The organism is Flavobacterium faecale (genome assembly GCF_048320115.1).
Lineage (GTDB): Bacteria > Bacteroidota > Bacteroidia > Flavobacteriales > Flavobacteriaceae > Flavobacterium > Flavobacterium faecale_A.
In genome coordinates, this window is sequence record NZ_CP182943.1 from 2,967,167 (window position 1) to 2,989,070 (window position 21,904).

Here is a 21,904-nt window from a genome sequence, read left to right on the forward strand (position 1 = left end):
TAATGATACAAAACGACCTTGACAAAATCCTAGGCTTTTATGAACCTGGTGTTTTACATTTAAGAATTAATACTGATGAAAATATATTTGATTTAAATAGTCTGATATTTAGTAATCCTGAATTGTTTTCAACATTTCTACATGAATATATTCATTTCCTTCAAAACATTACAACTACTTTTGGTCTGTTTCAGACTAGTTTTTACATAAACTATATAAAAGATTTAAATAAAACTGTTCTACAACTTGATTCTAATTTATTTGAAACACCGGTAAAATTAAATGATGATTTCTATTCTAATACCAATATACAATTATTGAATTTATATACAGGAGATAATAATCCAATTGACTATATAAAATATGACTATTATATTGAAGAGCCTATAGAATTCACTGACAATGAGGATAATAAATTTTATCCCTTAAAATATAAAGTTTTTTATTACAACAAAAAAGGAAAGTCACTTAATTTTCATTTTGGCGCAACTTGCATTAAAGAATATGTTGCACATGCAATTCAATCAGATTATCAACTTAATGTTTCACACCCAGACGTTCCTTATTTAGTTGCGGAACTAATTGTTCAAAAAGAATATCCTGAAATTGGAAATAATAAAAGAATGATGATTGCTTTGTGTGACATCTCATTAATGGCATATGACCCAGCAAGACAATTTTTTGCAATTCTAAAAGAACTAAAGAATTCAAATTATGTTCCAAAAAATGAGAACGATTTAATCCTTTTTGTTAAAAAACAATTAAATTTTGTAAATAAAAATGGTACTACTAGTCAAAATGAACTATTCGAAGAAACGCAAAAACAGGTTATTTCACATTTAAATGATGCATTAAAATCAAAAATATTTGCAAAAGATCTTGCTTGGCTTATTCATATATTAAATAATGCTTATAGGATAAGAATAGATAATCCAAATTTTATGAATATGTTTATTGAAGAACCAAATAAATTAAGCTTGTATTTTTTAGATTTATTTAAAAAATTGGGCAGCCCATTTTATTCAAATATAAATTTCGAAAGCGGCTATGTTCCTCCTAGAGATACTGTTTTTGCTTCTCAGCCATATATGTTACTAGTTTTTAAACAAATCATAAATGTTTACAGCGGTGGATTAAAATGCAACCTGCATGAATTTTGTTTAAAATCCAATGAAGAAATTGTAAACGATTATTGCGTTTCTGCGCCATGGAAAAGGACAAAATTAGATGGTAAATGTCCTTTCATACAATTTTGGATAACTTGGGGGCTAGAAAATAAATCACCAATTGAAAAACATTGAAATAAAGTAATTAAACTAATAACAAAATGGGGATAAAAACAATATTTAACAAGAAAACAGTTCTGCCAAATTATGATTTTAGTGTAAAATATTGGCCAATAGTTACTCAAGAAGTCGAAAAAGAAATTGGCACGCTGGAAATTAAAGAGTCTACAATAGTACAGGGGTTGCTAAAGAAGTGTTTTTTTAAATTATGTAAAGTATTTGAAGATAAAATTTCGGAGCAAAAAAAAGTAACTTTTTTTATATGTTGTCAATACTTGCATGAAGATTCAATTGAATTATGGCAATTACAAACACAAGGGAAAACTTTAGGAATCAATGAGGAAGATTTTGCATCTAGTAGAAGAACACTAAAAATTATTTTGGAGCAAAGTACTAAACTAGAATTAATTGGGACACCTAGTTTTATAGACGAATTAAAGCAAAATGCTGATGAATATGTTGAAATTATTGAAGAATTATTATACTTAGGAGCTTGGTGTCATATTCTAAGTGAATATATCGCTAGAAGTCAACTATTTCCGAATTCAATAGGTTTAAAAATCGAAGATTCTGAACTTGTTATTTTAACCTATCAACCATATCCTGAATTATTTGGATTTATCTTTAAGGATATGCCTAAGCATAATTCTCATGTAGCATTATCGGATTCAATTAACCTATTTAAGGATTTGGTTAAGGATAATTTCAATATAAGTTATGATTATTTATCCTCATTTATTGTTCAGCAAATAAATCGTCCAATTTACAGATTTTCTCTATCGATGATTGAACCTCATATCCAAAAAATTACACATGAAAGTCCAGGTGATAAAAATTTTATTCGCAGTTTTTATTTAGGACTTACGGTCAGAAAAGATAATTGCTTATCGGTCGAAAAATGTTTTTACAATAACCAAGATTTAAATAGACATATTTACAGACCCATTTTAGAACTAATTGTTGATGGTAAAATTTATAATATAATTGGCTATAACAAATGGCTTGAAAGCTTTACAACTTTAACTACAAACTGTTTTCCTTTCGGGTTATATCCTGATGAATGGAAAGAATTCCCTGAGATAAAAAATTTTATTCAAAAGATAGATAATACACATGATAAGATATTACAAGATCCTATCATAAATATTTTAGATAAAAATAAACTTTATCATGAGATAGATATAGAGTCGTTTATACAAGATAATGGTACAAATATAAATATTAAGAATACAGTTGGTGATATAGATATATTATTTTTTGATAAAAAGTATAGGATAATTTACATATGCGAATGCAAACACAATAGATCAAGGTTTGATATGAATAATTGGCGTAGAGATTATGCCAATTTTAAAGATAAATATGAAAAACAATTAGATAGAAAAGTTCTATGGGCAACACAAAACAAAAAAGTTATTGAATCTCATTTTAAAAATAAATTTACAAACACATTTAATGAATCACTTGATGATTACGACATAAGAGGGATATTTATTATAAATGCTCCAACGATTTATATGTACAACGGAAAATATAGAGCTTTTACAATTTATGATGTTGAAAAATTAGTAACAACAGGTTATATAGACATAAAATTCAACTTCACTTCTGAAAGTACTGGAAAGTCATATATGATTCAACACCCTTATTTTGATGACATTGACAATAAATTTAATTTTTTATAAAATACAAAGTTTAACTTAAATAGATTTTTTTAAGTATCAATGACTTTATGATGATTTTCAATAATATGGTATATTACGCTTTTTTAAATATAAATTTCGGACATCTCACAAAAAAAATATTTGAATCTTTCAAATCAAAGACAATAATTGAAATTGTTTTTTTTTTAAATATAGTACCATTGGGTATAACTAAAGTCAAAAAAAAATCCAAATAGCCACTCCTTCCCAACGCTCCTAAAAAAATTACTGTCATGGTTTTTGTCCCAACGCACATCAAGCACTTTGCCTGTTGGCTAGAAATCTTTATTTAATAATGAAAATCCAATAAGCCATCAGTCAAAGAGCTTGCCCAACGCTCAAAACAAAAACGCGTACGCTACGCAACTCATGCCAGTAATTTTTTCTCCCAAGCTTAGTTACATAATGTGGCATTATAGTGCATAAACAAATATCCTGCATCTAATGAAACCAACGGATGCACTATAATAACATTATGTAAAAAAGCCGCTCATCCAACGCTCGTGTGGTTTGTTCCAGGACAACATTTTTTGCAGCTCCCATCGCATCACCCAGCTACAAAAAACACCGTCCTTCACAAACCACTTTCAATAGTCCGTAGAATATTTGTAGTAGTTTTAAAAATCTACTATCGCAAGACTAGTAGTATTGTTTTTATCAACTTACTGCAGACATAGGTAGTGTTCTCATTGCTTTTGTAAGTAATAAAATGGCTTTTGATTTTAGTTAATTTGCCTATGGTAAAAGCCATTTTATTACCCACAAAACCAAAATTCCCAGCAAGAGTATAATTTTTCATTTGCCAGTAACCACAAATTCCATTGCTTTCACGTTGGCCAGATGCCTTAATCCTTTCCACAAGAACTATTCACTAATCACTAATCACTCAAAAAAAGGCATCTATCCAACATAAAAGCAATCACAAAAATCCCAAAAGCAAATAAAAAATCATACACTTGCTTGCGCTACTGCCTCATCGCACTAGGTATCTTAATGCATTGTTTTTTGAAGATGCTTCCCATTTCCATAAGCACATTTTTACTGAGCACTAAAAACTGATTATTGAAGACTAGCAAAGCATCCTCAAAAATCAAATCCACAAAAGAGTATTAAATTTTAAAACAGGATAAAAGTATTCATTTTGATTAGCCTATGGTTATTTATCCTGTTTTAAAATTCAATACCCTTTAAACAACTCCTAAATTCCAAATGACAATCACGTTAGATAGAACGTATCCAAAACAACATCCGATTTCAAAACAATAATTGATTGGAAATTCAAAAAAAAATAAATAAAAAAAAGGAAGCAAAGATAAGTTCCAGGTTTACAAAAAAGCAAGTTCAAGCCCTTCGGGTTTTTGAAAAAAATCTCCACCCATACCGTTTCGCTTGAATTTATTACAATGATTCAAAAAACTCATTTCCGATTATATATTGGGTAGTATTTTTTCAAAAAAACTTGCTTTTTTGAAACCTTCCACTTGCAAATACGGCTTTCTTTTTTTTCTTTTTTTCTTTTGAAAAATTTATGTGTGCAGAGCATAGCGAGGCACACCTGCATTTCATAGGAAACACCGTAGAAAATTGAAAATATAACCAATTTTTAAAAGCCGATGTTATGTTAAAATTTGTCATTAAATCCTACACTAAAGGAACGATTTACAAAAATCCACACTTATTCATTTTAAACAAAGGATTGAACAGTGGAAAGCCTTCAAATGAGCCATTCACAAATAGTTTTGTTATCATTTTCGAGAATAAAGAAGATTTTGACAACATCAATTTAACAGCTTATGCACTTTGGAAAACGAAATTCTGGCATCAATTTCTTTGTGGTTCAGTAATACCATTTTTACGTTTAAATGATGTCAGAAAAGAATTTCCAAACAAAGTTAACCAAGAAATTAAAGACCACGAAGAACACCTTAAAAACGTGCAAACTTTAAAGCTTTTAGAACAATCTGAAAAACGTTTTAATGATAATTTAAACCTTATCAACGATATGCGTAAAGTCATTTTATATCGCTATTGTAATAGATAAAAAAAAGCCAGGTCTTTCGACTTGGCTTTCATTTTGTTTAACCCAAAGGTCACCACAACAAGGGCTAAACTTATTTTTTGTGCTTCTTTTGTAGGCTTTTAAGTAGTAATGAAATAGTAAAACTGACTATTGCTCCAACAGAAGCTAATATAATAGTTTTTGCAATATCTTCAGAATTTATATTTGGTACTATACTTAAAAATGTGCCTCCAGCAGTTCCCATTAAAGTATGGTTATTCGCTGTCATCAGTTGTAGTAAGCTGACTAGTTGCTGTCAAAACTCCTCCAGCAACAGCCATATAACCTCCAATAGTTGTAACTAATACTGGTAAGGCAATTGGAGCAGCTAAAATAGTTCCACCAACAGCAGCCAAAACCAAACCAACATTTCGAAGCACTTTAAAAAACTTTGGAGTAGGAGCTGTAGCTCTATTTACAATTTTTTTCATAATTTATATCTTTTCATTCCCATGAAAATAGGAATCTATTCAACAATCAATTCAACACTTTCTTTATTATCCAAAGCTTGATAAACTAACGTTTTTAGCTTTTCAAATGCTTTTCGTGACATCAATCCTAAACCTGGACCAGAAAGTTTTGTTACGGGGGCAATACAACCATTCAATTCTTTAAAAGCATTATTAGCAGGATGAAATAAAATAAAACTTCTATTTTCTACATCTAAAACTTCTAAATGCCATTTGAATTTTTGACTATATCGCTTTCTAATAAAATATTTCCCTACCAGAATGCAGGAAACTCTCTTTTCATTATTCTTCCAAGGTAATTCAATCGTATAACAAATAAATTTACCTTCACATTCGAGTTTTCCGTTTGTTCCGTCAGGGAAATAAGTTCTAGTTAAATAAATAACCATTACACACCACCATCAACTTTAGCAAGTGATAACGGATTATAAGCACCATTTTTCAACGGATACATTTGTCCATTAATTTCTTGATAAAATTCAACTCCAACAGCTAAAAACAATGGTTTTGTGCTTGCAGGAGTAACAGCATTCACTTGGTTTATTGCAGCGGTAGCTGTATTATCCCAAGGTAAAATCGCAGTTTCAGAACTAGAAACTACAAAAGTTTCAGTTTCAAAATCAACTTCTGCACCACCAGAAATAATTTTAAAGTGAGTTGTTCCACTAGGAGCTGCAATCATGTTCGCTGGAATAAATGATACCAAATCCACTTTAATTTCTCCAGCTGCACGGTCAATAGTAGCCACATAAGGAGCAAATAAAGAAGTTCCAAGCTTACCACGAATATTGAATTCAAAACCAAATAACAATTCAGCTTCTCCATCAATAACGTTTCTCAAACCTCTATCACTTACTAAATCCGCTTGAATAACTTTCACCATTCGTTGCGTTAAACGACTCACCATTCTACCATCAGCAGAGTTCAATAGTAATGGTCTAAAAGCTGTTCTTAAAAGCTTTCCAGCTTTTCCAGCTCTTCCAAATTCAGAGCCATTCTCACGTGTTCTTTGAAACGCAGGATCACTAACAATTCTACTAGCATCGATTCCACCTTTCTCACGAGCTAAATGTCCGTCTTGGGTTTTGTAAAAAGTAATATCTCCGATAGTACCTTTTAATTTAATTATGCCTTTCTGTCTAGCCATAACTTAAAAATTTAATTAAACAATCATTTAAAATCTCCTTCATTCTATCAACAGGTTGCAACCACTTTCCGAATGATTTGAATACAAAATTTAAAAGTTAATTGATACAATTAAACGAGCTTAGTTCCAAATGGCACAATTTGACATAAATGGCAATAATCAACTCATTTGTCCTACATATCTAATAATTTTTAGATTATTATTTTATATGTAAATACATATAGATAATATTATTTAAACTATTTTATATGCTTTTGCATATAATTTATTATATTTGTTCAAAATAGTTGTAAAAGCATATAATTATGATGACATTGGCAGAGTTTGTAAAAGAAAAAAGAAACGAAGTAAAATTAACACAAGAAGCTTTTGCTGAACGTGCTGGAGTTGCACTTACCGTTATTCGAAAAATAGAACAAGGAAAGGAAAACCTAAATCTTGAAAAAGTAAACCAGGTCCTCAAAATGTTCGGACATACCTTAGCACCAGTAAATGCTAGAGAATTATCTAAAACTAAAAAATAAAATAGGATGAGACAAGCAGCCATTTACTATAAAGACCACTTAGCAGGAATGTTAACAGAAACCGATGATGGAGAGTATACATTTCAGTACGAAGAAAAATATGTAAAAGAACATCCCAAAGAATGCATTACTTTAACAATGCCAGTAAGTTCTAAAACATATACGGATAAGCGTTTATTTCCTTTTTTTGAAGGCTTAATTCCTGAAGGTTGGCTGTTAGATATTGCTTCTAAAAACTGGAAAATAAATCAAAATGATCGCATGGGTTTACTATTGGCATGTTGCCAAAATTGTATCGGTGCTGTAAGTGTTCAACCAATACCGGATGAAAATGAAAAATAAGAAATGTCTATTTTGTTACAATGCATTGGAAGCAAATACAGTTGGTGATTTTCACGAGCAATGCAGCTTAACGTTTTTCGGTACCAAAGAACCACCCATATTTGAACATTCTCTAAAACAAATGGCCGATTTAGCCAAGAATGTTGTCGAACGAAGTGTTGCAGTTCCAGGAGTGCAACCCAAATTATCATTATCGGTAATAACGGACACAATGCAAGATGGCAGCAAAGGCCGTTTGACAGTAGTTGGTGCATTAGGTGGAAACTATATTTTCAAACCACCATCCGACCAATTCCCAGAAATGCCAGAAAACGAACACTTAACTATGCGAATAGCAGAAGCCTTCGGAATAAACACAGTGCCATCAAGTTTAATAAGGTTACAATCGGGAGAGCTATCCTATATCACAAAACGCATCGATAGAACACCAACTGGAGAGAAAATCCACATGCTCGACATGTTTCAAATTACAGAAGCCTTTGACAAATATAAAAGCTCTATGGAAAAAATAGGCAAAGCAATTGATGAGTATTCAAGTAACACGCTGTTAGATAAAGTCTATTTCTTAGAACTTGCGATTTTCAGTTTCCTAACCGGAAACAACGATATGCATCTAAAAAACTTCTCCATGATAAACTCAGGAGAGCAATGGACATTATCGCCAGCTTATGATCTTCTAAACGTAGCTATAGTAAACCCTGAAGACACCGAAGAACTAGCACTAACATTGGAAGGTAAAAAGAAAAAACTAAAATGGGAACATTTCAAAAGACTAGGTATCAGCCTTGGCTTAAACGAAAAACAACTAAAAGGAATTGCAAACCGTTTCAAAAAAAATAAACCCATCGCCCACCAGTGGATCGATAATTCATTCCTGTCTGATACTTTCAAAGAAAAATACAAAGCACTACTGGAAGAAAGATACCATAGATTATTTGAAACGGACTAAGCAAACACTTTTTTTTCATAAATTTATGCTTAATAAAGTCTAATAAATAGTACTTTAGAGTATATCAAAGCCGAGTCAAAGCAATAGATAGAGTATGAAAATAGAGAAACAAAGAATTTGCATTTATCCAAAGGACATACAACGCATAACAGGAAAGAGTTATCGTCAAAGCACAAGATTGATGCAAAAAATAAGAACAGACCTCAAAAAACTCGAAAATGAGTTGGTGTCCATTGAGGAATTCTGCCAATACACCAGCCTAAAAATGGAACAGGTTGAACCTTTAATTATTGGATAAAAAATAGAGTATTGATGTTCAAAAATTAAACCTATTCCCTATCATTTTTTGAGTATCTAAAGTCCAATTTTTGAACTTAATTTTGTAAATTTGAGTCATGCAATATAAGTGCTAAATGGAGTCAAAAAAAAGGGTGCACAATTCGGTGCACTTATTCTGAGAATTGTCTGTAAAGTCAACAAATACAAGGGGTTCATAATTCGAAACAGTCCCTCTTTCTCCGCTGAAATAAAACCCTAGCCCTTGTAGATAAAGGAGTTAGGGTTTTTTATTTGCAATAAATCCCCACATTTAGTCCACAACAATTAAAATGTATTTACAAATGAATACAACCTTTTCTTAGTGCTTCTAAGAGTTGTTTTGATTTAAATCTTGAAATGAGATCATTTTCATTTTACCCTTTATATTTTGGTAACTGATTTTTGGTGTCTTTCGAGGTATTACTAAATTATAATAATTTAAGTGACATCTCTCTCATAGAAAAGTTTAGTAATTGGTATAAATGAAAAGTCCCACCGAAGCAGGACTAAAGATTTTCATCTACGGCATATAGCCTTATTGTGATAAGATTAAAGATTAGAATTGTTTTAATCTGTTACAAATGTAAGTAAAAACTTTTTATGTTGCATTACGGAAAACAGTAATGGAGTTATTTTTTTTCTTACTATTTTTAGAAATTCTTACAAATACTAATTGTTATGGTAAAGATTTTAGGTTTAGATTTAGGGACAAACTCAATTGGGTGGGCGATAGTGGAAAAAGATAATAATGACTATACCCTTTTAGATAAAGGCGTTCGGATATTTTCGGAGGGAGTGAAATCTGAAAAAGGCATTGAAAGTTCTCGTGCAGCAGAACGAACTGGTTACAGAAGTGCACGAAAAATTAAAAATCGTAGAAAATTAAGGAAATACGAAACTTTAAAAGTCCTATCTATAAATGGAATGTGTCCGTTGTCAATTGAGGAAGTTGAAGAGTGGAAAAAATCTGGATTTAAAGAATACCCACTTAACCCTAAATTTTTGAAATGGTTACGTACTGATGACAATGAAAATGTAAACCCTTACACTTTCAGAGATAGAGCAAGTAAACAAAAAGTTACTTTGTTCGAATTAGGTCGTGCTCTTTATCATATTACACAAAGAAGAGGTTTTTTAAGTAATCGATTAGATCAGTCAGCTGAAGGAGTTTTTGAAGAACATTGTCCTCAAATTCAATCTGCAATTGAAGATTTGCAAACTAAAGATGAAATATTAATTGAATTGAAAGACTATTTCCTTAATACAGGGATACTTGATGAATCTATAAAAGGAGGTTTTAAGAAGGATTTAGATGAAGGAGAGAAAAAATTAAAGACACTTTATAATTCTTTGGTTGCAATAACTAAGAAAAATGAAAATGATATTGTAAAATGTAAAGACGAACTATTTGCTCGATTAAATAAAAAAGAAGATTTAGGTAAAGTTAAAGGCAAAATTAGTGAGATTTCGCAAGCAATGAATGACGGAAGTTTTGAAACCTTAGGACAATATTTCAATAGTTTGTATAATAAAGGAAAAATTAGAAACCAATATACAGCTAGAGAAGAACATTATTTAGCAGAATTTGAGATTATTTGCAAAATACAAGCTATTGAAGGTATTATTGACAATGAACAGTTGCCAGAAAAAAGATATAGAGGTTTAACTAAGGAATTATATAGAGCGATCTTTTTTCAACGTCCATTAAAATCTCAAAAAGGATCAATAGGTAAGTGTTCTTTCGAAAAAAGCAAATCGCGATCCGCTATTTCTCATCCTGATTTTGAAGAGTATAGAATGTGGACTTATTTGAATACTATAAAAATAGGAACACAAACTGAGAAAACATTGCGTTTTTTATCACAAGAAGAAAAGCTTAGTTTAATTCCAAAGTTTTTAAGAAAAAAGGATAATTTTAATTTTGAAGATTTGGCCAAAGAATTAATTGAAAAAGGGGCAAGTTTTGGATTTTATAAATCTTCAAAAAGAGATAGTTTCCATTATTGGTTTAATTACAAACCTACAGATACAGTGGCGGGTTGTCCAGTTTGTGCTTCTTTAAAAAATGTAATTGGAGAAGATTGGAGAATAAAAACATTTAGTTATCCAACTTTAAATTCAAAAGGTATTGAAGTTAATAGAACAGTAGATTATAAAGATTTATGGCATTTACTATCTGTTTCTACTTCTGATATTTACTTATATGAATATGCAAAAGATAAATTAAAATTAGAAGAAAAAAACGCTAAGTCTTTTAGTAAGATTAGATTGAAAAAGGATTTTGCAAGTTTGAGTTTGAACGCAATCAATAAAATTTTACCGTATGTAAAGGAAGGGTTACTGTATTCGCATGCCGTTTTTATGGCAAATATTGGAGGTATAGTTGATGAGGCTATTTGGAACGACTTAGCACAAAGAAAATATATACAAGATAAGATTGCTGAAATAATAGCCAATCATTCATTTGACAATGGGCTTTTAGAAATTGTAAACGGATTATTAAAGGATTGTAAAGTTGATGGTGCTTACTATTCTAAAGAAGCAGAATCTACATATAGAAATGATTTAAGTAAAAAACTAGTTTCGTTTTTTAAGTATCATAATATTACTAATATCTTACAACAAGAAGTAATCTTAAAGGAATTGTTTCCTGTTTTTATAGCGCAATTGGAAGCTTATGAATTCATAAAAGTAAAACGTTTGGACGAAAAAGTTTTAGAATTCCTAAAGGGAGAAAATGAAGATGGAGAGGTTTTTTGTAGTAATCCGAAGCAGTTAAATAAACTATACCATCCTTCAGATATTGATGTTTTCAAAAAGCAAAAAGTACGAGATGAAAACGGAAAGGAAACAGGCCAGTTAATATTAGGAAGTCCATTAACTTCGTCGATTAAAAATCCAATGGCAATGCGCGCTTTACATCAACTCCGAAAAGTATTAAATGCTTTAATAGTAGAGGGTCAAGTTGATGAACGAACAAGTGTTCATATAGAAATGGCTCGGGAATTAAATGATGCCAATAAACGAAAAGGAATTCAGGATTACCAAAATGAAAATAAAAAAGAACGTGAAAAATATAAAGAAGAAATTAAGAAGCTCTATTTAGCTGAATGTGGTAAAGAAATTGAGCCAACGGTTGATGATTTATTACGTTATCAATTATGGATTGAGCAAGATAGGAAGGAGATTTATGAGAATGGTAATAGTATTAGTATTTGCGATATTATAGGAGAAAACCCAAAATATGATATAGAACATACGGTTCCAAGAAGTATTTCACAAGATAACTCTCAAATGAACAAAACGCTTTGTAGTCAAGAGTTTAATAGAGATATTAAAAAGCAAAAAATGCCTATTGAATTAGTAAATCATTCAGAAATTTTGTCAAGAATAGCGCATTGGAAAGAAGAAGCTGAAAATTATACGAGAGAAATTGAAATGATTATTCGATCTACCAAAACAGCAGCAACCAAAGAAGCTAAAGATAAAAAAATTAGAAGAAGACATTATTTGACTTTAAAAAGAGATTATTTACAAGGAAAATACGATCGTTTTATTTGGCCAGAGCCTAAAGTAGGATTTAAAAACAGTCAAATTCCAGATACAGGAATTATTACAAGATATGCACAAGCCTATTTGAAGTCCTATTTCAAAAGGGTAGAAAGTGTAAAAGGAGGAATGGTTGCCGAGTTTAGAAAGATTTGGGGAATTCAAGGAAGTTATCAAAAAGATGGCAAAAAGTACTTTTTAGAAAAAGATAGAAGTAAACATACACATCATACCATTGACGCCATTACCATTGCCTGCATGACCAAAGATAAATATGATGTTTTGGCTCATGCCTGGACTTTGGAAGATAAAGAACAATTATCCGATGCTAGAAAATTATTAGCAGATTCAAAACCATGGAAAACATTCAAAGAGGATTTGATTAAGATTGAAGAAGAAATCTTGGTATCGCATTACACACCCGATAACCTAAAGAAACAATCCAAAAAGATAGTGAGAATTAGAGGTAAGAAGCAATACCTAGCAGAAATAGAAAGAGATGCAAATGGCAAAGCTGTTCCTAAAATAGATTCAAGCGGCAAAATTATTTACAAATTAGATAAAGACGGTAAAAAACTACCAAGGTTACAACAAGGTGATACTGTGAGAGGATCATTACATCAAGATAGTATTTATGGCGCAATTAAAAACCCATTGAATACAGAAGAAATTAAATATGTAATTCGTAAAGATTTAGAAAGCTTAAAAGCATCAGATATTGAAAATATAGTTGATGAAATCGTAAAAGAGAAAGTTAAAGAAGCTGTAACTAATGGGATTTTAATACTATCTTCAAATGCACAACAAAAAAATAAACTAGTTGGAGAAGTTTGGATGAAAGAACCAGATGAAGAACATAAAATAGTTGGTATTCCTATTAAAAAAGTGCGATTGTTTGCTAATTCAGTTAAAAACCCTTTAGAAATAAAAGAACATAGTTCTTTGTCAAAATCTCGTCATGAACATAAGCAAAAGGTTTACGGGCAAAATGATGAAAACTATTGTATGGCAATTTATGAGCTTGAAGGGAAGAGAGAGTTTGAATTAATTAATAATTTTAATGTTGCAAAATTAATTAAGCAGCAGCAAGGTTTTTATCCTTTGTATAAGGAAAAAGTTGTAAAAGGAAAGAAAATACAAGTTCCTATTGCGAAAAGAAATAGTAGGGATCTAGTATTAAAAAGAGGTAAACAAGTTGTTTTCTATGATAAGGATATAGAAAATCCTGAGGATATTTCGGATTTATTAGACTTAAGAGGAAGAATTTACATTATCGAAGGACTGTCAATTCAAAGGATAAAATCAGGTAATAATGATTTTGAATATGGTGTTATAATGCTTCGACACTTTAAAGAAGCAAGAAAATCTGATGAAATTAAAAAAGATAAATTTAAGCCAGATGGGGTTTTCAAATTAGGGGAAATAAAACCCACTCGAAAAATGAATCACAATCAATTTAATGCTTTTGTAGAAGGAATTGATTTTAAAGTGTTGCCAACAGGTAAATTTGAAAAAATATAATTATGATGAATCAAAATTAACGAGAGAGCAAATCAAAAGAATTCAAGTAAAAATTGATAGAGCTGAAAAAAGTGGATTTACTAAAAGGCAAACCAGAGAGGAAATGCTATTTGAATTTAAAAAGAGATTGAGCTTACTTTAAATATAAAAAACGTTCATTGACATAAGTTTTTAAACTCTTAAACATCTCAAACCACAACTGAAAGGGATGGCATCCGCCCAGCAGGGATGCAGTCGCTTTCAGTTGTGGTTTGATTAAAGATTAGAAAACACGATATTTAAAAATGTAACCGTAGCTAACAACGGTATGTTGTGGTTTGATTAAAGATTAGAAAACACGATATTAAAGATTGTTGTAGCTGGTACCTATGGTACGTTGTGGTTTGATTAAAGATTAGAAAACACGATATTAATCTCTGTTATTAATACAGCCATAGTTTAGTTGTGGTTTGATTAAAGATTAGAAAACACGATATTCTACCTTTTCAAAATCATTACACAAATATAGTTGTGGTTTGATTAAAGATTAGAAAACACGATATTAGTGGAAGCGTGAAACGTTGTGAGCCTGCTGTTGTGGTTTGATTAAAGATTAGAAAACACGATATTACTATGTGTTTGGTTGCATTCATTTTATTTGTTGTGGTTTGATTAAAGATTAGAAAACACGATATTAAAACTAAGTGGTTTGAAATGACTAAATCAGTTGTGGTTTGATTAAAGATTAGAAAACACGATATTAAAATAGAGACCGATGGCTTCAATGGAACAGTTGTGGTTTGATTAAAGATTAGAAAACACGATATTGGTCTGGCACGTAGAAAATCTGAGTCGTGTGTTGTGGTTTGATTAAAGATTAGAAAACACGATATTGAACACTCTAAATGGGTATCAACAGTATTGGTTGTGGTTTGATTAAAGATTAGAAAACACGATATTACTTGTTTGTTTGCTCAAGATGGAGAACATGTTGTGGTTTGATTAAAGATTAGAAAACACGATATTAAGAAAAGTTTAGAACTTAACTGGTATGTTGTTGTGGTTTGATTAAAGATTAGAAAACACGATATTTGTTGAGGATGCTACTTTATGGATGAATAAGTTGTGGTTTGATTAAAGATTAGAAAACACGATATTCGTAAAAAAATGCAAATAGGTTTGATGCTAGTTGTGGTTTGATTAAAGATTAGAAAACACGATATTAAAAGCTTTTTCTTTTTTAACAGAAATTAGGTTGTGGTTTGATTAAAGATTAGAAAACACGATATTTTTCTTTTGCCATGATATATAATTGTTAAGTTGTGGTTTGATTAAAGATTAGAAAACACGATATTCTCTAATTTGAATTTAACAAGCGTTACCGAGTTGTGGTTTGATTAAAGATTAGAAAACACGATATTATCCGCCAAAGTATAATGAATTTGATTCGTGTTGTGGTTTGATTAAAGATTAGAAAACACGATATTTTATTTTGGAATCTAAAATGAATAGTGATAGTTGTGGTTTGATTAAAGATTAGAAAACACGATATTTGTCCACATTGTTGATTCAATTACAGATATGTTGTGGTTTGATTAAAGATTAGAAAACACGATATTTTCGCCTTTTTTGCTAAGGCCTGCTGCCCAGTTGTGGTTTGATTAAAGATTAGAAAACACGATATTAGTTGGCTTGTTGGTTTCTGATAATCATTGTGTTAGGTTGAAATATCGTTTGAAAAAATACCTCTTTATTGGTTTGATAACCCAATATTGAGGCATTTTTTTGTTCCCAGGACTAAAAAAGTTCCAATTGTGTTGGTTGAGGCGCAGCAGGAACTTCGGCTTTGCCCCAGAAATTTTGGATATTACCAAATTGCTTGTCGGTAATTCGTAAGACGCTGACTTTTCCTAATGGTGGTAATAATTGATGAATGCGTTTTTCGTGAACATCTGCACTCTCACTACTGGCACAATGTCTAACGTAAACAGAGAATTGCATCATAGAAAAACCATCCTTCAAAAGATTGTTCCGAAATTGAGAAGCATTCCGACGGTCTTTTTTGGTTTCTGTTGGCAAATCGAAAAATACAAACAACCACATTATTCGGTATCCGTTAAGTTCCATAGCTTAGGATATTTTATTTTTTTCCTATTTCCTGTAAAACATTGCTGCAGCGAACTGGCTGTTTTTTGTAAGGCCACCATCAACGGACTTTTTTCGTCCTTAAAATAAACCGTACCAGTGAGTAGTTGTAAAAGCTCTGATTTAATAGCTGAATTCAGTTCCTGTTCTTCATATTTTTGCATGATTTCATATACTTTTTCGTCTACTATTGGACGAAACGGTTCCATAACATCGTCTGCTAATGCATAGGCATTGTATTTACTTTTGTGATGAATCCCCAGAGTATTTAATAATCCACTTCCGGATAAAGCTCGGGCAGTTGCTGCTCTTAAAATCGCATAGCCATAATTAAGGAAATTATTGGGATAATCTCCAAACCGCTCTCGCCTAAAATTGATGTCATAAGTGTCAAAAAATGTTTTCCAATATTGGCTTGCAGCTACTCCTTCCATATTGCTGGTATCACCACTCAAAACTTTACTAGCCAGAAAATCAAAACTATTTTTTTGTTTGGTAATCTTTTGCAATAAATATCCTTGATTATTTATTTTTTCGATAATGGTTTGTTGCCACAATTGTTTTTTGAGCGGGAGGGAAGCTTCGATTTGATTTCTAAATATTTCTTGTTGGATATGATGGCTGTTAAGGTTTAAAAACATACCATTAGGAAGATGATTTTTACCGCAAATTATGAGTGCTGAATTGTTTTCGACTAGCAAATTCATTGCAGGTATACTCAAGTAAATTTCAGCATTATCTAGCACTAAAAATCCAATATCTTCTATGGGAATAGTGCTTTCTCTAAGTTCGGTTTTGATAATTAACTGAAGATTTTTGGTCGAAATAGAGGCTTTGTTTTCGATTAGTAGTGTTCTTTTTATCATAATTAAATGGGAATAATTGATAATAAATAGTAACCTTCCTTTAAAAAGGATGTAAAAGGTAAGAAAAAGTTTTAAATAAAATGTAGTTTTAGGTAGAAATCAAATTGTATTAAAAGGGAAAATCTATATAAAACGCTTAAATTTGCCATTTGAACCAAATCTAAATTAATGTCTCACCACCATTTCATCCTCCACAAACCCTACGGTTATTTAAGTCAGTTTATTTATGAGTTGAAGCGAAAGAAGAAACTTTTGGGTGAGTTGTATGATTTTCCAGAGGGAACGATGGCGATAGGAAGACTTGACGAAGACTCTGAAGGTTTGTTACTATTGACTACAGATGGAAAAGTAAGCGAGCAAATACGCTCGAAGAAAGTCGATAAAGAATATTTTGTGCAAGTAGACGGCATTATTTCACAAGAAGCCATTGATTTACTCAAAGAAGGAGTCGAAATAGGCTTTGATGGCGGTAAATACAGAACCAAAAAATGCGAAGCTAGATTGGTTCCTGAAATCCCTGATTTTGGACCACGTGCTAAAAAAATACGAGACGAACGTCATGGGCCTACTTCTTGGGCATCGATAACGGTCAATGAAGGTAAGTTTAGACAAGTTCGAAAAATGACTGCAGCCGTTGGTTTTCCTACATTACGATTAGTGAGAGTTCGAATAGGAAATGTACATTTGCAAAACTTAAAAGCTGGAGAAGTAATCGAAGTAGCAAATTTCAATGATAATATCAATTTCAAAAGTCAAATTCAATACTAAAAATCGAAACATCAATATCTATCTGCAATCAAAAATCGTTAATTAAAAATCTGCAATCTAAATGTTAAACATCGTTTTAGTAGAACCTGAAATCCCTAATAATACTGGAAATATTGGCCGACTTTGTGTGGGTACCGAAAGTCGTTTGCACTTGATTCATCCTTTTGGTTTTGTGATTAATGATAAAAACTTGAAACGTTCTGGTTTGGATTATTGGGTACATCTTGATGTAACGGAATATCAAAACGTAGCCGAATGGAAGTCTCAAATTCCAGATTTGTCAAGAGTCTTCTTGATGAGTTCCCATGCTCATAAATCCTATTTAGAAATAGAATTTCAAGATGGAGATTGGTTGGTTTTTGGAAAAGAAAGTAAGGGGTTGAGTCAAGAAGTATTGGAACAATTTGAAAATCATTTGAAAATCCCAATGTCAGATAAAATCAGAAGTTTTAATATTGCTAATTCGGTCGCATTTGTAGTAGGTGAGGCGAAGAGGCAGATTCAAAATTTGTAATAAAAAGTATGTTTCCCTAAACGTAATTGGTTAAAAGATTAGACTCCTCTCTTGAAATCGAAAATTCAACGATTCGAAATGTAAATTTAAACTAGAGTTATAGTTTTTTTTGGGGGCACTATCACTATAAAGGGATTGTAGAAAAAAACGAAGTTCCTAGCCCTGATGGAAGCGATATCCTCTTGTGTGCGTTAGCAACACAAGAGATTTAGCGTACAGCAGGAGGAAAGCCTATTATGAAAATGAGTCGTTTTGCTACTAGTTAAGAGATTACAAACTTCCCTTTTTCTGCATCAAAACTAATGTGTTCGTCTTTGAAAATAGTATTAAAACTGCCTTTAGCAATAAAATTGCAGGGTTCATCTTGTACCACCGTGTCAGGTGTCATGATAATCATTTCGTCACTTAATTGAATCGCCATATCAATATCATGGGTTGAAAATAGGATGCATTTTTGAGTTTCGTGAGTCAATTTTTTCAACAGTTTGAATAAAGAAACTTTGTGTAATAGATCCAAGTGAGTGGTGGGTTCGTCCAAAATAATGAGTGCGGTGTCTTGTGCTAAAGCTCTTGCTACCAATACCTTTTGTAATTGACCATCACTGATTTCATAATGTTTTTTGGTTGCTAAATGATTGATTTGCGTCAGTTCCAAAGCACGGTTGACTTGTGTAATATCCGTTTCCGTGAGTTTGCCTATCCAGTTGGTATAAGGCTGTCTACCAAGAGCAACGAGTTCAAAAACGGTTAAATTACTAGGAGGTAATTTTTCGGTTAAAACCACGCTGAGGTTTTGTGCGAGGTCCAAAGGACTGTAATTTTCGATCTTTTTATCGTGGAGTAAAACAGCTCCAGAAAGTGGTTTTTGGATGCCTGTCAAGGTGCGTAACAAGGTTGATTTTCCAATCCCATTGGCACCGATTAACGCAATAAGTTTGCCTTGGGTTAGGGTCAAATCGATGTTAGTAGCAATGGTGTTGTTCTCTTTTTTTGCTGAATATCCGATGCTTAGATTGGATGCTTTTAGGATGGTTTTGTTAGTCATATCATTTTTTTAACACATAGAAACATAGATTTCTTTGTCTTTATTTTAGTCGTTTTACTCTCATAGCGTACATAGTGCTAAGTGTATTCAATTTGTTGAACTATGCACTCTTTTTTTTATGTGTTTTAAAAAAACTATTTCCTCTTTCGAACCAATAACCAAATAACTACCGGCGCTCCAAACAATGAAGTTACTGCATTTATAGGCAGTGTTGTTTCATAACCAGGCATTTGAGATAAAACATCACAAAGCAACATAATACTTGCTCCAATAATTAAGGTACTCCAAAATAAAATGAGATGATTGCTGGTTTGAAATATCAGTTTAGCAATATGTGGAACGGCTAAACCTATAAAAGCAATTGGACCTGCATAAGCAGTGATACTTCCAGCCAAAATACTAGTAGCTAAAATTATGATGAGTCGAGTTTTATTGAAATTCAATCCCATACTCTTTGCATAATTTTCACCGAGTAGTAATGCATTCAAAGGTTTGATACTGAACAAACTTAACAGTAAGCCAAGAAAAACAGCAATTGTCAAAACAAGAATGGATTGCCAAGACAAATTCCCTAGACTTCCCATAGCCCAAAAAGTGAATTTTTGAAGTTGGTCTGCGGTACTAAAATAAGTGAGCGTACTTACAATCGCTGAGGTAAAACTCCCAAACATCAATCCAACGATAAGTATCGCCATCGTATCTCTTAATCGTTGAGCTACGACCAAAACAGCAACCAAAACTATAGTACTTCCCAGTGTTGATGCCAAAACAATTCCGTAGGAAGACAATAAAATAGTACGCAAAAAAGGTGGGAGGAATCCTGCTCCCAATATCACAAAGGCAACCCCTAAACTCGAGCCCGAACTTAGTCCTAAAACATAAGGTCCAGCGAGTGGATTTCTAAAAAGCGTTTGCATCAATAAACCACTGATAGACAATCCCATTCCCACGAGAATCGCAGTAATGGCTTTAGGTAATCTATAATTGATAATGATGTATTCCCAAGTGGATTTACTAGCCTGACCTCCGCTTAAACTGTTGTGTATTTCTTTAAACGGAATAGTGATTGATCCTAAGTTGATGTTTAAGAAAAACAAGCCAAGAAATGCAATTCCAATCAAGGAGAATAAAATAAAAGTAGATTGTTTAGAAGCCAATGTTAGTTGAGTTTTTGTGCAAAGGTAAAGGTATAATTTGGAAGTAGGTCAGGATGAAAAATTTTGATATAATCTTTTAGAACCAAATCAGGTCGACTTGGGGCTAGTTCATAATAAATAGTCCCTCCAGTTTTTCCCAATTTGCCTTCAAAAGTATAAACTTGTTTTTGTTGGAATGCTTCAAATTGACTGTAATGCGGATTAGCATTAGTCATTTCGTTCAAACTTTTAAAGGAACTTGTCGCAATCCAGTACTGTGCATTTTTGGCTTTTTCTAAAACAGTTTCAAAGGATAAAGACAAACTTCCTGTACCTTCTGTATTGCTCCAGAGGTAATCCGCTTTGGCATCTTTGATAAATTGTGCCACCCAACTGTTTCCTCGGGCAACAAACCATTGGTCTTGGTACATTGATCCATAAAGTACCGTTTTTTTATCATTGGTCATAGAGGCCAGTGCAGCTGCATTTTCATAGTTTTGTACGATTTGGTCAAAATGGTTCTTAGCTTCTTTTTCTTTTCCCAGTAAGGCACCGTATAGCTTTATCCATTCGGCTTTACCAAGTGGCGTTTGCTCCATCCAATCTGCCTGAACAAGTGTTTTTAAACCACTTTTTTCCAGATTTTTTATCATCGGATTGTGGTTGTCCATACTAAAAATGACAATCAATTCAGGTGATAAATCAATTAATTGCTCCATGTTTAATTTTTCATTTTGCCCCAAATTCTTGACTTTTCCTTGGTCGATTAAAGCCCTTGTTTTCTCTGACGAAATGTAATCCGTATGTGGAAAACCTACTAATTTTTCCTCTACACCTAGCATTTCTAGAAACGGAATTATCGTTGTCGAAGTCACCACAATGGACTGTAAGGGAACGGTAATTATAGGATATTTTTGTAAGCTGTCAGGGAGATTAATTTGCCTTTCTTTTAGTATATAAGTTAAATTTTCTTTTGCATTGGGCCACGGATTGATGATTTTGACAATAGAAAATCCCTCATTTTTGTAAATAGCCAAACTGCTTGCGTGCTCGATGCTATTGGTGGCATGGATTGCAGTTTCGGGTTGTAATTTATCCGTCTTTTTACAACTAAATAACAAGGCAAAAGAAGTGATAATAAATATCTTTATAGTAATAAATTTCATTATTTAATTTCGATTTTGTTGGCAAAGGTAGGAGAAATTACAGAAAAGGCTACTTTTTTTTTGGAGCGTTCTATTTAGTTTGTTTGAATAATTCCAAAAAAAAATAAAATTTGTTTTTTATATTTTTTATCATTTACCTTTGTCGAAAATTGAGGTTGCTTTTTTTATAATTTTAAAATAGCATTAAAAGGGAAGTGAGTGATTGAAGATTGTTGATTAACGATTTTTGATATTAAATCAGAAATCAATAATTACAAATCAAAATTCAAAAATCTCGCGCTGTACCCGCAACTGTAAGCTATTATGCTTGTTGTTATCTACAAAACCACTGCTCGCCACGGCGAGTGGGAAGGTAAACAACAAGACGCAAGCCAGGAGACCTGCCTTTATTTTAACAAATACAAATCTCTCGGGAAA

Annotated in this window: 19 protein-coding genes, 1 CRISPR repeat array and 1 riboswitch; of the genes, 10 read left to right on the forward strand and 9 right to left on the reverse strand. The window is 32.0% G+C overall.

Translation table 11 applies throughout. From position 1 onward, the window contains the following. The first annotated feature begins 2 nt into the window (after positions 1–2). The 3 genes from ACNH59_RS12165 to ACNH59_RS12175 all read left to right on the forward strand — a co-directional run bounded on the left by ACNH59_RS12165 (position 3) and on the right by ACNH59_RS12175 (position 5,030). Complete coding sequence (locus tag ACNH59_RS12165; protein ID WP_418262802.1) at positions 3–1,301, forward strand: hypothetical protein; 1,299 nt, start codon at positions 3–5, stop codon at positions 1,299–1,301. Positions 1,302–1,327: 26 nt separating this feature from the next. After that, positions 1,328–2,971: a hypothetical protein gene (locus ACNH59_RS12170; protein WP_418262803.1), complete on the forward strand. Its 1,644-nt coding sequence runs from the start codon at positions 1,328–1,330 to the stop codon at positions 2,969–2,971. Positions 2,972–4,607: 1,636 nt separating this feature from the next. Then, complete coding sequence (locus ACNH59_RS12175) at positions 4,608–5,030, forward strand: DUF6943 family protein (protein WP_418262804.1); 423 nt, start codon at positions 4,608–4,610, stop codon at positions 5,028–5,030. Between the two features lie 70 nt (positions 5,031–5,100). On the opposite strand, the gene ACNH59_RS12180 is transcribed toward ACNH59_RS12175, so the two are convergent. The 4 genes from ACNH59_RS12180 to ACNH59_RS12195 are packed head-to-tail and all read right to left on the reverse strand — an operon-like array spanning position 5,101 to position 6,665. Continuing rightward, positions 5,101–5,253: a hypothetical protein gene (locus ACNH59_RS12180; RefSeq protein ID WP_418262805.1), complete on the reverse strand. Its 153-nt coding sequence runs from the start codon at positions 5,251–5,253 to the stop codon at positions 5,101–5,103. 10 nt (positions 5,254–5,263) lie between these two features. After that, entirely contained in the window at positions 5,264–5,479 is a 216-nt protein-coding gene (locus ACNH59_RS12185; RefSeq protein WP_264558352.1) for a hypothetical protein, read from the reverse strand. Positions 5,480–5,514: 35 nt separating this feature from the next. Then, complete coding sequence (locus tag ACNH59_RS12190) at positions 5,515–5,907, reverse strand: DUF5675 family protein (protein ID WP_418262806.1); 393 nt, start codon at positions 5,905–5,907, stop codon at positions 5,515–5,517. Beyond that, positions 5,907–6,665 carry a hypothetical protein gene (locus ACNH59_RS12195; RefSeq protein WP_418262807.1) on the reverse strand — a complete coding sequence of 253 codons (759 nt, stop codon included), beginning with the start codon at positions 6,663–6,665 and terminating at the stop codon, positions 5,907–5,909. The genes ACNH59_RS12190 and ACNH59_RS12195 overlap by 1 nt, the downstream gene beginning before the upstream one ends. 305 nt (positions 6,666–6,970) lie before the next feature. Between ACNH59_RS12195 and ACNH59_RS12200 the strand changes: the two genes are divergently transcribed. The 5 genes from ACNH59_RS12200 to cas9 all read left to right on the forward strand — a co-directional run bounded on the left by ACNH59_RS12200 (position 6,971) and on the right by cas9 (position 13,868). Next, positions 6,971–7,189 (forward strand): helix-turn-helix domain-containing protein, encoded by a 219-nt coding sequence (locus ACNH59_RS12200; protein ID WP_338378058.1) that lies wholly within the window; start codon positions 6,971–6,973, stop codon positions 7,187–7,189. 6 nt (positions 7,190–7,195) lie between these two features. Next, positions 7,196–7,531, forward strand: a complete 336-nt coding sequence (locus tag ACNH59_RS12205) for a HipA N-terminal domain-containing protein (protein ID WP_418262808.1) — start codon at positions 7,196–7,198, stop codon at positions 7,529–7,531. Then, the gene (locus ACNH59_RS12210; protein ID WP_418262809.1) at positions 7,521–8,480 is read left to right on the forward strand and encodes a HipA domain-containing protein; all 960 of its coding nucleotides are present in this window, start codon (positions 7,521–7,523) and stop codon (positions 8,478–8,480) included. Before ACNH59_RS12205 ends, ACNH59_RS12210 begins: the two co-directional genes overlap by 11 nt. A 94-nt stretch (positions 8,481–8,574) precedes the next feature. Then, positions 8,575–8,778, forward strand: a complete 204-nt coding sequence (locus ACNH59_RS12215; protein WP_418262810.1) for a hypothetical protein — start codon at positions 8,575–8,577, stop codon at positions 8,776–8,778. Between the two features lie 698 nt (positions 8,779–9,476). Next, the gene (cas9, locus tag ACNH59_RS12220; RefSeq protein ID WP_418262811.1) at positions 9,477–13,868 is read left to right on the forward strand and encodes a type II CRISPR RNA-guided endonuclease Cas9; all 4,392 of its coding nucleotides are present in this window, start codon (positions 9,477–9,479) and stop codon (positions 13,866–13,868) included. Positions 13,869–14,111: 243 nt separating this feature from the next. Continuing rightward, positions 14,112–15,532: direct repeats of the CRISPR family, unit length 36 nt; unit sequence GTTGTGGTTTGATTAAAGATTAGAAAACACGATATT. 112 nt (positions 15,533–15,644) lie between these two features. Here the strand turns inward: cas9 and cas2 are convergent. Together cas2 and cas1 are read right to left on the reverse strand one after the other, a co-directional pair. Continuing rightward, positions 15,645–15,974 carry a CRISPR-associated endonuclease Cas2 gene (gene cas2, locus ACNH59_RS12225; protein WP_418262812.1) on the reverse strand — a complete coding sequence of 110 codons (330 nt, stop codon included), beginning with the start codon at positions 15,972–15,974 and terminating at the stop codon, positions 15,645–15,647. Continuing rightward, positions 15,950–16,858 carry a type II CRISPR-associated endonuclease Cas1 gene (gene cas1 / locus ACNH59_RS12230; RefSeq protein WP_418262813.1) on the reverse strand — a complete coding sequence of 303 codons (909 nt, stop codon included), beginning with the start codon at positions 16,856–16,858 and terminating at the stop codon, positions 15,950–15,952. The genes cas2 and cas1 overlap by 25 nt, the downstream gene beginning before the upstream one ends. 168 nt (positions 16,859–17,026) lie before the next feature. On the opposite strand from cas1, the gene ACNH59_RS12235 reads away from it, so the two are divergent. Next, positions 17,027–17,626: a pseudouridine synthase gene (locus tag ACNH59_RS12235; RefSeq protein WP_418262814.1), complete on the forward strand. Its 600-nt coding sequence runs from the start codon at positions 17,027–17,029 to the stop codon at positions 17,624–17,626. 61 nt (positions 17,627–17,687) lie between these two features. Then, a complete protein-coding gene (locus ACNH59_RS12240; protein WP_418262815.1) occupies positions 17,688–18,140 on the forward strand; it encodes a tRNA (cytidine(34)-2'-O)-methyltransferase in 453 nt (150 codons plus the stop codon). A gap of 262 nt (positions 18,141–18,402) precedes the next feature. On the opposite strand, the gene ACNH59_RS12245 is transcribed toward ACNH59_RS12240, so the two are convergent. The 3 genes from ACNH59_RS12245 to ACNH59_RS12255 form a co-directional block, all read right to left on the reverse strand. Then, positions 18,403–19,185 (reverse strand): ABC transporter ATP-binding protein, encoded by a 783-nt coding sequence (locus ACNH59_RS12245; RefSeq protein ID WP_418262816.1) that lies wholly within the window; start codon positions 19,183–19,185, stop codon positions 18,403–18,405. A gap of 134 nt (positions 19,186–19,319) precedes the next feature. Continuing rightward, on the reverse strand, positions 19,320–20,282 hold the full coding sequence (locus ACNH59_RS12250) for an iron chelate uptake ABC transporter family permease subunit (protein WP_418264896.1): 963 nt from the start codon (positions 20,280–20,282) through the stop codon (positions 19,320–19,322). A gap of 62 nt (positions 20,283–20,344) precedes the next feature. Next, positions 20,345–21,487 carry an ABC transporter substrate-binding protein gene (locus tag ACNH59_RS12255; RefSeq protein ID WP_418262817.1) on the reverse strand — a complete coding sequence of 381 codons (1,143 nt, stop codon included), beginning with the start codon at positions 21,485–21,487 and terminating at the stop codon, positions 20,345–20,347. A 135-nt stretch (positions 21,488–21,622) separates the two neighbouring features. Continuing rightward, positions 21,623–21,890, forward strand: a riboswitch (cobalamin riboswitch). Positions 21,891–21,904: the final 14 nt, after the last annotated feature.

Coding starts and splice junctions, on each gene's coding strand:
- ACNH59_RS12205 (WP_418262808.1), top strand. CDS start 7,196: ATGAGACAAGCAGCCATTTACTATAAAGACCACTTAGCAGGAATGTTA.
- cas2 (WP_418262812.1), bottom strand. CDS start 15,974: ATGGAACTTAACGGATACCGAATAATGTGGTTGTTTGTATTTTTCGAT.
- ACNH59_RS12255 (WP_418262817.1), bottom strand. CDS start 21,487: ATGAAATTTATTACTATAAAGATATTTATTATCACTTCTTTTGCCTTG.
- ACNH59_RS12215 (WP_418262810.1), top strand. CDS start 8,575: ATGAAAATAGAGAAACAAAGAATTTGCATTTATCCAAAGGACATACAA.
- ACNH59_RS12200 (WP_338378058.1), top strand. CDS start 6,971: ATGATGACATTGGCAGAGTTTGTAAAAGAAAAAAGAAACGAAGTAAAA.
- ACNH59_RS12165 (WP_418262802.1), top strand. CDS start 3: ATGATACAAAACGACCTTGACAAAATCCTAGGCTTTTATGAACCTGGT.
- ACNH59_RS12190 (WP_418262806.1), bottom strand. CDS start 5,907: ATGGTTATTTATTTAACTAGAACTTATTTCCCTGACGGAACAAACGGA.
- ACNH59_RS12210 (WP_418262809.1), top strand. CDS start 7,521: ATGAAAAATAAGAAATGTCTATTTTGTTACAATGCATTGGAAGCAAAT.
- ACNH59_RS12175 (WP_418262804.1), top strand. CDS start 4,608: ATGTTAAAATTTGTCATTAAATCCTACACTAAAGGAACGATTTACAAA.
- ACNH59_RS12235 (WP_418262814.1), top strand. CDS start 17,027: ATGTCTCACCACCATTTCATCCTCCACAAACCCTACGGTTATTTAAGT.
- ACNH59_RS12245 (WP_418262816.1), bottom strand. CDS start 19,185: ATGACTAACAAAACCATCCTAAAAGCATCCAATCTAAGCATCGGATAT.
- ACNH59_RS12180 (WP_418262805.1), bottom strand. CDS start 5,253: ATGGGAACTGCTGGAGGCACATTTTTAAGTATAGTACCAAATATAAAT.
- ACNH59_RS12170 (WP_418262803.1), top strand. CDS start 1,328: ATGGGGATAAAAACAATATTTAACAAGAAAACAGTTCTGCCAAATTAT.
- ACNH59_RS12195 (WP_418262807.1), bottom strand. CDS start 6,665: ATGGCTAGACAGAAAGGCATAATTAAATTAAAAGGTACTATCGGAGAT.
- cas1 (WP_418262813.1), bottom strand. CDS start 16,858: ATGATAAAAAGAACACTACTAATCGAAAACAAAGCCTCTATTTCGACC.
- ACNH59_RS12185 (WP_264558352.1), bottom strand. CDS start 5,479: ATGAAAAAAATTGTAAATAGAGCTACAGCTCCTACTCCAAAGTTTTTT.
- ACNH59_RS12240 (WP_418262815.1), top strand. CDS start 17,688: ATGTTAAACATCGTTTTAGTAGAACCTGAAATCCCTAATAATACTGGA.
- cas9 (WP_418262811.1), top strand. CDS start 9,477: ATGGTAAAGATTTTAGGTTTAGATTTAGGGACAAACTCAATTGGGTGG.